This window comes from Brevibacillus sp. YAE8, assembly GCF_057543335.1.
Genome location: NZ_BAAIYG010000027.1, coordinates 60329 through 71783, shown reverse-complemented (window position 1 = coordinate 71783; position 11455 = coordinate 60329). Strand labels below are relative to the sequence as shown.

The following is an 11455-nucleotide window of genomic DNA, read 5'->3' as shown; positions in this document are numbered from 1 at the left end:
CGCCGCCAGCGTTCGTCCTGAGCCAGGATCAAACTCTCCAATAAAGTTTGTTACTGGTTCAAAGCTGGCAAATCATTAATGATAGACTCATCAACGCTTTCGCTGTTCAGTTTTCAAAGAGCATTTTCATCAACCAATCGCTCAAAGGCGACTTTTCGATCTTATCACATCACACTTTGTTTTGCAAGAGGTTTTTTCAACCATTTTGCTGTACTCAGCAGCGACAAGATCTAATATAACAAAATCACCTGTATTGAGTCAAGACTTTCTTTCACTTTTTTTACGCTAAAATTTCAATCAAGGTGACTTTTTGAAGCAGAATTTAAATATAACGAAACTCAAGCCATAAGTCAACCAAAAAACGAATAGTGATTCCCTTTTTATTTCACACTATGCGTGCAACTCCTGCAAAAACGCCCCTGTTTGTCTTTTTTTGCCTTACCTCACTTTAAAAAGGCGGTGCTACGATGGATCCAAAACCAACCTACGACCAAAGCGAACAATACAGTGAGTTATCGACAGTTGAATCACAGCGCAACGAAATTCTCCAGGAGGAGTTTCCGGAAGGTCCATACGGCGCCTCCACCAATGAAGCTCGCCTTGGAAAAGCGACTGGCTGGGAGCCAGGACAGCATTCCACGACGACTCGCTTTACTTACGAAACACGTCAAATGCATCAAGACTTGCCGCGCCAGGACCCGTCGGCTCATCCGATCCACGACGATCCGAACGAAAAAGAATAGCCGAGCGCTTTTCCTTCCGCCGTGCACAGATGCGAAACAGCAGCTCCTTCACATATAGATAGAAGGAAAAAGCAAGCCCCCTTCCCGAAAAGAAGGGGGCCGCTTCTGTCAGTCGCTCCCAAAACCAAAAACTATTCCTCGGCAACGACATGTGTCGTCAAGGTGCCAATCCCTTCAATCGTGACAGAGATTTCGTCTCCGACCTTCAGCTCGCCCACGCCAGAAGGTGTTCCGGTCAAAATGACATCGCCAGGCCGAAGAGTCATGACTGCGGATACCGCCTCCACTAGCTGCGGGATGGTAAAGATCAACTGCTTCGTGCTGGCGTCCTGCCGCACTTCTCCGTTTACGCGCGTCACGATGCGCAGATTGGCATAATCCAGCTTCGCCGCAATCGCCGGTCCAAGCGGGCAAAACGTGTCGAAGCCTTTTGCTCGGGTCCATTGACCATCGCTCATTTGCAAATCGCGGGCAGTTACGTCAATCGCGCACGTAAAGCCAAGAATGTAGTCATCCGCCTCGGAAGCCTTTACCTTTTTCGCTTCCTTTTTCATGACAACCGCCAGCTCGCCTTCATAGTGAAGATTCCCGGTCAGCTTAGGATAAACAATCGGCTCGCCCGGACCTACGACAGTCGTGGACGGCTTCAAGAACATCAGCGGCTCTTTCGGCAGCTCAATCCCCATCTCGGCCGCGTGGTCCCGGTAGTTCAAGCCGATGCACACGACTTTGCTCGGCTCGCACGGCGCTTTCAGGCTGATTTCGTCCAATGGCAGCTCCAGTCCCGTCATGATCGGCTTCGCCGTTTGGACTTTATAAATATCCCCTTCGATCACGCGCACTTTGTGATCCTCTTCTACCATCCACCCATGCTTTACCTTGCCGTTACGCTCATAGCGGATAATCATGCCTCTTCTCCCCTGTCACGCGTTTTCTCTATAAAAAAGCTTTAAAACAGATCGGTTGTCGTTTCTTTTGGCTTGGTCGTAATCTCTTCGATCACGGTGCGTGCTACCGCATCCTCGACAAGCGCCTCCACGTCCAGCGCTTCTTCAAATTTGGCCGCGAGGTACGGCTTTGGTCTCGTCACAGGATTTTTCGGCGTAAACACGGTGCAGCAATCTTCATACGGCAAAATGGACAGCTCATACGTATCAATTTTGCGCGACAGATCGGTAATGTCGACTTTGTCCATCCCGATCAGCGGGCGCAAAATCGGAATCGAAATCACCTTGTTGATCGTGTCCATGCTCTCCAACGTTTGCGAAGCGACCTGGCCCAGACTCTCGCCTGTCGCCAGAGCTTTTGCCTTCGTATTTTCCGCCACACGCTCAGAGACGCGCATCATAAAGCGGCGCATGATCGTAATCAAGTAATCTTCCGGACACTTTTCGCGAATGGCCGTCTGGATCTCTGTAAAAGGTACGACGTGGAGACGGACCATTCCTCCCCATTTGGTCAGCTTTTGCGCGAGGTCCCGCACTTTTTGCAAGGCGCGCTCACTGGTGAACGGATAGCTATGGAAATGGATCGCTTCGAGCGTAACCCCGCGCTTGAGCATCATCCAGCCAGCGACAGGGCTGTCGATACCGCCTGACAAAAGCAACAGCACTTTTCCGCTCACGCCTACAGGCAAGCCGCCTGGGCCGGGAATCGTTTCACAGCTAATGTACGTGCCTTCCGCGCGAATTTCCAGATTGACGATCGTCTCCGGCTCGTGCACGTCGACCTTGATCGCAGGAAGCGCGCGCAAAATGTGCGTGCCGACGATGCGGTTGACTTCCATCGAAGGAATCGGATAGCGTTTGTCGGCGCGGCGCGTAACGACGCGAAACGTGCGTGGCTCAGGCTTCAACTGACGGATCAGCTCCAGCGCTTTTTCCTTGATCGTCTCGATATCCGGGTCCACCTGAATGGTCGGACTGAACGAGGAAATGCCGAAAACGCGCTTCAGGCGCTCCATGACGGCGTAGGCATCTTCGCCGTGCAGCTCGACGTACATCCGTCCGTAGTTGCGTCTCACCTTCACCTTGAAAAAGGAGCGCAGCACGCTTTTCACGCTTCTGACCAGCGCATCTTCAAACTGATCGCGATTTTTGCCTTTGAGGGCAAGCTCGCCATATCGAATCAAAATGACATCGTAGTTCATAGTTATCTCCTTTGGTCGTTTCGTTTTCCACTATTTTCTGCGATCTGGCGCAGCTTGCGGCTTGAGCAGCGAGCGCAAGCTACCTACACACGTTTGCAGCGCCGTCAAAAACTGGGCGATTTCCTCGCTCGTATTTTCCCGGCCCAGGCTGATGCGCAGCGAGGACAGCGCACAATCGCGATCAATCCCTGCTGCCGTAAGTACCCGGCTCGGCTCGTTCGCCTTGGAGGAGCAAGCCGACTTGGTGGAGACGAGGAAGCCTCGCTCTTCCAACGCGTGCAGCAGCACTTCCGCCTTCACGCCTGGCACAGACAGGTTCATGATATGCGGCGCTGCGCCCGCTTCCGGCGTATTGACGATGCAGCCCTCGATTCGCTGGATGCCTTCACGAAGCTGCTGGTGCAAGCCTTGCAGCCTGTTGACCTCGCCATGGCCGAGCTCTTCCAATATCCGAATCGCTTTGGCCAGGCCAGCAATCGCCGGAAGATTTTCCGTTCCCGAGCGAATCCCGCCCTCCTGACCGCCGCCCATTATCAGCGGATGTATAATCAGTCCTTCGCGCTTGTACAAAATGCCTACTCCCCGCGGACCGTAAAACTTGTGCGCCGAGACGCTCAACAGATCAATCCCGGAATCTTGCAGCCGCAGCGGCACTTTGCCGATCCCTTGCACCGCATCGACGTGAAACAGCACCTTCGGAAACTGCTTCAGCCACTGTCCGATTTCCGCAACAGGCTGAATCGTCCCCAGCTCGTTGTTGACGTGCATGACGGAAACGAGAATCGTATCAGGCCGGAGGGCACGCTTCACGTCTTCCAGCGACACGCGCCCTTCCCGGTCCACAGGCAGGTAGGTCACGGTGAACCCGAAGCTTTCGAGCTGTTTGCATACATCATAGACAGCCGGATGCTCCACCTGGGTCGTAATGATATGCTTCCCTCTGTTCTGATATTGAAAGGCAATGCCTTTGATTGCCGTATTGTTGCTTTCCGTGCCTCCGGAGGTAAAAAAGACCTCTCCCTCTTTGCAGCCGAGGTACTGCGCGGCAACCTTTCGTGCCTGCTTGAGCACGTTTTCCGCCTCTACCCCTTTTTGATGCAACGAGGACGGATTTCCGTAATAGCTCTCCATGGCCCGTCTCACGGTCTCAATCACCTCTGGATGAGGCCGGGTTGTCGCACTGTTGTCTAAGTAAATCACCAGTCCACACCTTCCCTGAGGGCGAGCTGCCCTAAGTCTACCCTTCATCATAACACGACTGTCCCCGAAGAACATACTGTCGAGTGTACTTCTCCTGTTATTTTCCCCCATTTTGCCTTGCAAACAGCCATCTCGCGCGAATCCGAGCGAGCGTTCACACACTTTTCACAACTAAAGCGCTTACATCCAAAATTAAGCTATTTACAACGCCACAGGCTTTCGTTAGAATTGTCAATAAATTTAGAAAAAAGAAAACCACAAGGAACAAGGAGAGAGCAGCGATGACAACACAGGCTATGCAGGAAAAAATCAGTAAGATGGAAGCAGAATTGAAAAGATTGCAGGCGGAACTGGCCAAAATCAACAAGACAACTCCTCAATTCGACCGCAATGACGTCGCATACCTAAATGAGGTGTACAACGGGTGACTTTTCGCTTAATTTGTTTTCAATAGCGTGGGTGCTGGCACGACTTTGTTGCCGCAACCGCGCTATTTTTATGTCCAAAAGCACTGTTGCGGCTTTGCGTTCGAGGCAAAAGGATGCAATTTTCGCGTCTGGTGGAAGTGCCGACCAATGGAGGATAGATTTACCGGATGAAAGCCGACCTGCCGGCTGCGTACAATCAAGATGAACCACTTCACACATCACGCTACGGCATCGAGGAGGCTTTCATGTTCAAAACAACACGCTGGAAACGTCTCGCCCTGCAGACTGCACTGGTTGCTGGCTTGCTCCCTGTCACATCGGCCTTTGCCCAAACGATTCAGGTTGCGCCCGGAGATACGCTCGGCAATATTGCCTACAAAAACCAGATTACCGTCGAGCAGCTCAAGCTGGCGAATCAATTGACGTCAGACATGATTCTGGTTGGACAAAAGTTGTACATACCTCCCCGCTCTACCGTCTATACGGTGAAACGCGGCGACGTCCTGTGGAAGATCGCTGCCAATCACGGCGTAAGCATTCAAACAATTGTGAATACAAACAACCTCCAAACAACCGAAATTCTCATCGGGCAAAAGCTGCTGATCCCGACGCAGGAGCCGGCAGCGGAAACGCCCCAGCCAAAGCCAAAGGCTGAACAGGACAAGCCTTGGGTCGAGAATACTCGCTATCAGGTCGTCAAGGGAGATACGCCCTGGACGATCTCCATTGCCCACGGCATCCCTTTTACCGAGTTTTTGCAAGTAAACAAACTGTCTGAGTCGGACTATTTGCAAATCGGCCAGGTCGTCACCATTCCGGTGCACCACATCCCGAAAACAGCGACGGCTGGCGCCAAATACGGTGAGTATCTCGACTGGTTCGAAGCAGCCCAGTACTTGTTCCCGATCAACGCGACCGCAAAAGTGACCGATTTTGCCACCGGAAAAAGCTTCATGGTCAAACGGACAATCGGCGCTTCCCACTCGGATACGGAGCCGCTGACCGCTGCTGACAGCGCTGCAATCAAAAGCATTTGGGGAGGAAGCTTTTCCTGGAGCATCCGTCCCGTCATCGTCGAAGTAGATGGCAGACGCCTCGCCGCTTCGATGTCGTCCATGCCGCACAGCATCGAGTACATTGCCGACAACGATTTTGACGGGCATTTCGATATTCACTTCCCTGGCAGCTTGCGCCACAAAGACAACCTGATCGACCCAGACCATCAGGCCGCCATCCGCATTGCGGCAGGAAAATAGCAACTGCCATCAGAAAAGCCGTTCCGGCTGAAACGACCGGAACGGCTTTTTTACGTGCCAAAGTCAAAAGGTTAGAAACAGCAGTCGCGCCCGCTTGCTTTCCCTGCGTTTGGCATCGTACAGCTTCAGATAAAGCAATAAAACTTGTCTCATCGCAAACTTTTGCCCAAGGGGACAGACGTTTATTTATACGGGATCGGCCCTACATACTTTCCTTCGAACACTTCGGTAGCGGGCCCGGTCATGTAGACGCGGTTGTCTTCTTCCCGCCAATCGATAAAAAGGTCGCCTCCGGCCAGATGCACCGTGACCTTTCTGTCGACTTTGCCCGCGAGCGTTGCCGCGACTGCCGCTGCACAAGCGCCCGTGCCGCATGCGAGCGTCACACCCGATCCACGCTCCCAGACGCGGAACAAAATTTCTTCCCGATTCAATATTTGGATAAATTCGACGTTAGTGCGCTCCGGGAACCATTCGTGAAACTCGATCTGCGGCCCGTATTTGCGCACGTCCTCGTCCCGGACTTCGTCGACGAAAATGATCGCGTGCGGGTTGCCCATGGAAACAGCCGTCATCGTAAACACGGTGCCGTCCACTTCCAGCACTTCCTCGCGCGCCTGCTCCTCCGGGATGCCTGTCATCGGAATCGCCGCCCGCTCAAAGCGCGGTTCGCCCATGTCGATCGTCACCTGCTCGACTTTTCCGTCTTCACCAAGCGAGACAACCGGCTTCATGATCCCGCCGAGCGTCTCGACGGTAAACGTCTTCTGCTGCGTCAAGCCGTGGTCGTAGACGTACTTGCTCACGCAGCGCAAGCCGTTGCCACAGTTTTTCGCCTCGCTTCCGTCGTTGTTGAAGACACGCATGCGAAAATCAGCCCGCTCCGACGGCAGAATCAGAATCAGCCCATCCCCGCCGATGCCGAAGTTGCGGTCGCTGACCCGTCTTGCCAGTTCGGGAAGATCCACCCCCGCCAACGTTTCTTCAAAACAGTTGACGTACACATAGTCGTTGCCCAAGCCATGCAATTTGGTAAATTTCATCTGCCACTCCCCGTTTTCTCTGTAATTTCTGACTCGCTCTCTATATGGACTTATCTTAACACAACACCTCCATATTTGGGGAAGTGGTATACTTACCAGTAGCGATTGAGCAATCCCGACAGAAGAGGTGACAACGATCCAGATGAAGAACGCACCATTACGCTATGCGCTGGGCACTCAAAACGAAGCAAAGCGTCTGGCGGTACAAAAGGCGACGGGAGCAGACCCGATCTGCCTGTCCGTCCCTTCCGGTGTGTCTGCCCAGCCGATGAGCGAGAAAGAGACGATTGCCGGAGCCATCAACCGGGCAAAAGCGGCCTTGGCCTCCGCTTGCGAGGCGCACATCGGGCTTGGGCTGGAGGGCGGCCTGATGTACGATCAGGAATTTACCCAGCAATGGTATTTGATTTCTGTCTGCGCGGCCTGGAACGGAAGCGAGCTGTATTTGGGAAAAGGACTGGCTTTTCCGATCCCTAAGCAGGCAGCCGAACGCATTTTGGCAGAAGGAATTGAACTGAATGTCATCATCGACGAATGGGGCCAGACTACCGGGAGCAATCACCGCGGCGGGGCGTATGCCCTTTTGACTGGCGGCCGCGTCAACCGGGCGGACGTTTTCTGTGAGGCAGTCATTGCGGCGACAACTCCGTTTTTGTCCCGTCTGTACACGAACTGAGCGAGCAAATGCAAAAACCTCCCCGGGCCGTTTTGTGCCCAGAGAGGTTTTTTGCGGTCTGATGCGGCTTAGCGGGCCGTGTAGTACGGGTAAATGACGAGCGCTCCCAAAATGGAGATCGCCCCCACGATCATCGCCCAAGCTCCCAGCGTTCGCGAGTCCCGGCGATACGCCAAATAGCCAAGCACCATCCCGATTGGGGCCACGAGGTACGGCATGAGGAACAGGGACAGGATCGATAGCCCCAGTCCTGTCATGCCGATCCCGCTGGCTCCGCTTTCCCGACTGTCCTCGTCATCGTTGACCTCACGCACAGAACGGCGCGCAGGGATCGGTTCGGCGATTTCCGCTGCGGCCTCGATATCGTCGTCTCGTACAGAAGCGACCGGCGCGCGGTCCTCCCGTGTCAGAACGACTCCATCCAGGCGCTCCGAAAAATCGTTTTCCACCCTGTCGTTGTCCACTCGGTCGTCCAGCTCGCCTGAATAGCGCTCTGTCAAAGAGTGTGGGTCGTAGTGAATCCTTCGCCTGGAGCGTCCTTCGTGTTCGTCGAAGGCAGCCTGGGTCCAGGTCTCCACCGCAAACTCCCTGTCGTGCTGATCTACTGTCTCGGAAAAGCCGGTATCTTCCTTCCGCTTCGCATTCATGCGTTCACGTCGATCCAACATACCATGCTCAGCCCCTTTTTTGGTAAAGGATTTGTTACTGAAGGAAGTAGCCTTATTGTCTGCCCGCGGTGTACAATTTAAACTGGAGGCGAGAGGATGAAACCAGAGAAAATCCTAACCATTGGCATTGATATTGACGGTACGGTGACGTCACCCAGCAGCATTGTGCCATTGATGAACGAGAGCTTTGGAAGAGATTTACGATATGAAGACTGTTACGAGTACAATTTGGCCAACGTATATCAGATTACAGACGCGGAATTTGAAGAGTGGCTCGACCAGAACGGCGAGCGACTGTACGACGAGGCACCTGTGCACGGGATTGCCGATCAGGTGTTGCGCAAGTGGTATCCTGCGCACAAGCTGATCTACATCAGCGCCAGGGAAGCGCGTCATCACGACGTGACGCTGAACTGGTTTGCCCGTTACCAAATCCCTTACCATGAAGTCGATTTGGTCGGCTCCCACGACAAGCTGGCGGCCGCACAAAGATGGGGCGTGGACCTGTTTTTGGAGGATCGGCTGGAAAATGCCTTGCAGTTGTCCGAAGCTTTGCAGATTCCCGTCTTTTTATTCGATACGCCGTACAATCAAGCCCGGCTCCCCGAGCTGGTGCACCGCGTGACCTCCTGGGAAGAAGTCGACAGGAAGGTCAAAGAGCTTGCGTTTGGACAAGCCCGTGTGTAACCTCTGCCCTGATTGCGCCCACGCAAAAAGACGTATCTCCATGGCGGGATACGTCTTTTTGAGCGCCAAGACGCACGAAGAAACCCTGCAAGTGTCTGCGGCAAATGTCCGCGCGCAGTCACGCTTCGGGTCGGTTAGCCTCATTCGAAGGCTTTCCTTTACTTCTTCTCAGACTTTTTCGGCTTGAACGTCAGACAACAGGTCTCGGACGACTTCGTCGCATGATCCTTATGGCCTGTGTTTTGCCCGTACTCGCCAGCAAACTCTTCCTTCGTGTTTGCGTTGGCATGTGCGTCGATTTCCACCATGATTTCGTCGGCGCTGCAAAGATTGCCTTGCGCCCAGTACTCACAGTTTGCTACGCTGCATCTTACTTCTGGCATATGCTTTCACCTCCTAGACGCTATCCTTCACCATTCGTCTAGAGGTTATACTTGTGAAACATAAACAGCTACAGAAAAGAGGATGGTCCCATGAGCTCTCCCCGTGTGGTCGTCATTACCGGGGCTTCCGGCGGTCTCGGGCAGGCATTGACGCGACTGCATCTGGAAAAAGGCGACCTCGTCATCGCCGCAACGCGCAAGCCCGTCAACCACGAGTCCCTGACTACTCCGGTCCCTGATTCCAACCGCTTTTTTTCCTATACTGTCAATGTCGGAAACAACGAAGACGTCCGCCGCTTTGCCGCCTGGGTACACGTCCGCTTCGGCAGGTGCGACATCCTGTACAACAATGCGGGCATTGCCGTGTTCGAGCCGCTCATCGGCATGGACATTGACGAGCTGGAGGAAACGTTGCGCACAAACATTGCCGGCGTGATGTACACCACGCGCGCCTTTTTGCCGCTGATGCTCGACTGTGGCTCGGGACACATCGTGAACGTCGCCTCGCTCGCCGGACAAGTCGCGACCGCCAAGGCATCCGTCTACGCCGCGAGCAAAGCGGCGGTGATCCGCTTCAGCGAAGGCTTGCAGCACGAGCTTGCCGGAAGCGGCGTTCGCGTCACCTGCGCCATGCCCGGGCCGATCGACACTCCTTTTTTGGAAAAGGCAGACAGGACCGGGGCTTATCGCAGCAAGGTCGCCCGTTATTTGCTCTCCGCAGACGAAACGGCCCGCCACATTTACAAAGCCGTACAAGCCAACCGCTCCGAAGTGGCGATGCCCTATCGCCTGAAAATGCTGTCGGTGCTCTATGCGCTTTTGCCGCAGCGCATCAAACAGCTAGTCGCCCCGCTCCTCAACCGCAAGTGACGGACTCTCCAGGTCCCTCAATACTCCGAAGGCCAAAAGCCCGCAGGCGATACAGACAGCGGCCCCGGCTCCGAACAGTCCCTGCACGCCAAGTGTAGGGATCAGCACCCCCGAGACTGCCGCGCCAGCCGGCATGCCTGTGCCTGTAATCGTCCGGATGCTCGTCATAACCCTGCCCAGCAAAGCATCCGGTACTTGTCTTTGCAGGTAGCTTCGGTACATGATGTTATACGGCGAATAGCTGAAGCCCGCCAAAGCCATCGCGATCATCGCCACCTCCAGCCGCGAAAAGAACGCGAGCGGCATGGTTGTAATTCCCCACAAAACGATAATGCCCGCCAACGTCACGCCCAACGGTATCCGCCAGGAAATCGTCGAGAAAAACAAAGACCCGAGCAGCGCCCCGATCGCAAGCGACGACCAGAGCATCCCCAGCGCCACCGAGCCGCCCGCCAAATTCTGGTTGGCATACAGCGGCAGCGCGACCTCAATCGGCCCGTAAGACATATTGAACAAAAAGGTGAACAGCACGAGCGCCACCATTTGCTTTTTCCCGAACAAATAGCGGTATCCCGTCTTCATGTCCGCGAAAAGCGAGCGCAAAAACAAGCCGATCTGCGCGGGTTGCGCCGCCGATTCCGGATTGGCGCTTTTCGTCATTTCTTTTGGCAAGCGGGAAAAACAGAGTGCGCAGACAAAGAAGCTGGCCGCATCAATCAACAGCACGTACGCTTCGCCAATCAGCCCGATCAATACCCCGGCCAGCGCCGGACCGAACATGTAAATGATCTGCCACTGGCTTTCCATGACGCCGTTCGCCTTGACCAGATGTCTTTTGTCGGCCAAAAGCCTCGGCAAAAGCGTCTGGGCGCCTGCCGTACTGAGCGGAGAGAGCGTACCCGCAATGACAATCAACACGTAAATCACAAAAAGCGGAACATGGTCGACCAGAAGCAAAGCTACCAGCGCGATATAAATCAGGCCGCGCGCTACATTGTCCACCATAATCAGCTTTCGGCGATCGAACCGGTCCAAGAGCACTCCCGCCACCAGTCCCGCAAACACAGCAGGCAACATGTACGCGAGCACGACGCCCCCCATCGCGGCGGGCGAGCCCGTTTTTTTCATGACAAACCAGGTAAGTCCCATCCAGCCAAACTGATCGCCCAATCCCGACAAGAACATGCCGAGCCAATACCAGCGAAACGCATGCTGCCTCCATAGCTCTTTCATCCCTGCATCTTCCTTTTTTCGTCTTTTTCCATCATTGTACAGACGATTTTATACTTTTTCAACAATTATATTTATTAAATAAAAAAGTGAACGGAAGTAACACAAAAAGACCTTTGCCA

The 11455-nt window shown here is 54.1% G+C and carries 13 protein-coding genes; 6 read left to right on the top strand and 7 right to left on the bottom strand.

Annotated features, from left to right (window positions below; genetic code table 11):
* The first annotated feature begins 467 nt into the window (after window positions 1–467).
* On the top strand, window positions 468–743 hold the full coding sequence (locus AC27IT_RS22630; RefSeq protein WP_005833577.1) for a hypothetical protein: 276 nt from the start codon (window positions 468–470) through the stop codon (window positions 741–743).
* Window positions 744–874: 131 nt separating this feature from the next.
* Here the strand turns inward: AC27IT_RS22630 and AC27IT_RS22625 are convergent, their stop codons facing one another.
* From AC27IT_RS22625 to AC27IT_RS22615, 3 genes are read right to left on the bottom strand one after another with little or no spacing between them, the layout of a single operon-like run.
* Complete coding sequence (locus AC27IT_RS22625) at window positions 875–1651, bottom strand: fumarylacetoacetate hydrolase family protein (protein WP_005833579.1); 777 nt, start codon at window positions 1649–1651, stop codon at window positions 875–877.
* Window positions 1652–1692: 41 nt separating this feature from the next.
* A complete protein-coding gene (gene thiI / locus AC27IT_RS22620) occupies window positions 1693–2892 on the bottom strand; it encodes a tRNA uracil 4-sulfurtransferase ThiI (RefSeq protein ID WP_327945044.1) in 1200 nt (399 codons plus the stop codon).
* Window positions 2893–2922: 30 nt separating this feature from the next.
* A complete protein-coding gene (locus tag AC27IT_RS22615; RefSeq protein WP_025843945.1) occupies window positions 2923–4092 on the bottom strand; it encodes a cysteine desulfurase family protein in 1170 nt (389 codons plus the stop codon).
* A gap of 281 nt (window positions 4093–4373) precedes the next feature.
* Here AC27IT_RS22615 and AC27IT_RS22610 point away from each other — a divergent pair, with 281 nt between their 5' ends.
* Both AC27IT_RS22610 and AC27IT_RS22605 read left to right on the top strand, forming a co-directional pair.
* A complete protein-coding gene (locus AC27IT_RS22610; RefSeq protein WP_005833584.1) occupies window positions 4374–4520 on the top strand; it encodes a hypothetical protein in 147 nt (48 codons plus the stop codon).
* 245 nt (window positions 4521–4765) lie between these two features.
* Entirely contained in the window at window positions 4766–5776 is a 1011-nt protein-coding gene (locus tag AC27IT_RS22605; protein WP_238501086.1) for a LysM peptidoglycan-binding domain-containing protein, read from the top strand.
* A 182-nt stretch (window positions 5777–5958) separates the two neighbouring features.
* On the opposite strand, the gene dapF is transcribed toward AC27IT_RS22605, so the two are convergent.
* The gene (gene dapF, locus AC27IT_RS22600; protein WP_005833589.1) at window positions 5959–6819 is read right to left on the bottom strand and encodes a diaminopimelate epimerase; all 861 of its coding nucleotides are present in this window, start codon (window positions 6817–6819) and stop codon (window positions 5959–5961) included.
* 142 nt (window positions 6820–6961) lie between these two features.
* On the opposite strand from dapF, the gene AC27IT_RS22595 reads away from it, so the two are divergent.
* Window positions 6962–7495 (top strand): DUF84 family protein, encoded by a 534-nt coding sequence (locus AC27IT_RS22595; protein ID WP_005833591.1) that lies wholly within the window; start codon window positions 6962–6964, stop codon window positions 7493–7495.
* Between the two features lie 68 nt (window positions 7496–7563).
* On the opposite strand, the gene AC27IT_RS22590 is transcribed toward AC27IT_RS22595, so the two are convergent.
* Window positions 7564–8163 carry a DUF1700 domain-containing protein gene (locus AC27IT_RS22590; RefSeq protein ID WP_005833592.1) on the bottom strand — a complete coding sequence of 200 codons (600 nt, stop codon included), beginning with the start codon at window positions 8161–8163 and terminating at the stop codon, window positions 7564–7566.
* Window positions 8164–8259: 96 nt separating this feature from the next.
* Between AC27IT_RS22590 and AC27IT_RS22585 the strand changes: the two genes are divergently transcribed.
* Window positions 8260–8850: a nucleotidase gene (locus AC27IT_RS22585; RefSeq protein ID WP_007783273.1), complete on the top strand. Its 591-nt coding sequence runs from the start codon at window positions 8260–8262 to the stop codon at window positions 8848–8850.
* 158 nt (window positions 8851–9008) lie between these two features.
* Here AC27IT_RS22585 and AC27IT_RS22580 read toward each other — a convergent pair whose 3' ends face one another.
* A complete protein-coding gene (locus AC27IT_RS22580; protein ID WP_005833595.1) occupies window positions 9009–9233 on the bottom strand; it encodes a DUF1540 domain-containing protein in 225 nt (74 codons plus the stop codon).
* A 90-nt stretch (window positions 9234–9323) separates the two neighbouring features.
* Here AC27IT_RS22580 and AC27IT_RS22575 point away from each other — a divergent pair, with 90 nt between their 5' ends.
* A complete protein-coding gene (locus AC27IT_RS22575; protein ID WP_007783267.1) occupies window positions 9324–10103 on the top strand; it encodes an SDR family NAD(P)-dependent oxidoreductase in 780 nt (259 codons plus the stop codon).
* On the opposite strand, the gene AC27IT_RS22570 is transcribed toward AC27IT_RS22575, so the two are convergent.
* Window positions 10074–11336, bottom strand: a complete 1263-nt coding sequence (locus AC27IT_RS22570; protein ID WP_025843943.1) for an MFS transporter — start codon at window positions 11334–11336, stop codon at window positions 10074–10076. The two genes, AC27IT_RS22575 and AC27IT_RS22570, sit on opposite strands and share 30 nt — an antisense overlap.
* Between the last annotated feature and the right edge of the window lie 119 nt (window positions 11337–11455).

What these genes read in the sequence shown, in the direction of transcription:
- AC27IT_RS22575 (WP_007783267.1), top strand. Translation starts at nt 9,324, where the DNA reads ATGAGCTCTCCCCGTGTGGTCGTCATTACCGGGGCTTCCGGCGGTCTC.
- AC27IT_RS22610 (WP_005833584.1), top strand. Translation starts at nt 4,374, where the DNA reads ATGACAACACAGGCTATGCAGGAAAAAATCAGTAAGATGGAAGCAGAA.
- AC27IT_RS22630 (WP_005833577.1), top strand. Translation starts at nt 468, where the DNA reads ATGGATCCAAAACCAACCTACGACCAAAGCGAACAATACAGTGAGTTA.
- AC27IT_RS22590 (WP_005833592.1), bottom strand. Translation starts at nt 8,163, where the DNA reads ATGTTGGATCGACGTGAACGCATGAATGCGAAGCGGAAGGAAGATACC.
- AC27IT_RS22595 (WP_005833591.1), top strand. Translation starts at nt 6,962, where the DNA reads ATGAAGAACGCACCATTACGCTATGCGCTGGGCACTCAAAACGAAGCA.
- thiI (WP_327945044.1), bottom strand. Translation starts at nt 2,892, where the DNA reads ATGAACTACGATGTCATTTTGATTCGATATGGCGAGCTTGCCCTCAAA.
- AC27IT_RS22625 (WP_005833579.1), bottom strand. Translation starts at nt 1,651, where the DNA reads ATGATTATCCGCTATGAGCGTAACGGCAAGGTAAAGCATGGGTGGATG.
- AC27IT_RS22585 (WP_007783273.1), top strand. Translation starts at nt 8,260, where the DNA reads ATGAAACCAGAGAAAATCCTAACCATTGGCATTGATATTGACGGTACG.
- AC27IT_RS22605 (WP_238501086.1), top strand. Translation starts at nt 4,766, where the DNA reads ATGTTCAAAACAACACGCTGGAAACGTCTCGCCCTGCAGACTGCACTG.
- dapF (WP_005833589.1), bottom strand. Translation starts at nt 6,819, where the DNA reads ATGAAATTTACCAAATTGCATGGCTTGGGCAACGACTATGTGTACGTC.
- AC27IT_RS22570 (WP_025843943.1), bottom strand. Translation starts at nt 11,336, where the DNA reads ATGAAAGAGCTATGGAGGCAGCATGCGTTTCGCTGGTATTGGCTCGGC.
- AC27IT_RS22580 (WP_005833595.1), bottom strand. Translation starts at nt 9,233, where the DNA reads ATGCCAGAAGTAAGATGCAGCGTAGCAAACTGTGAGTACTGGGCGCAA.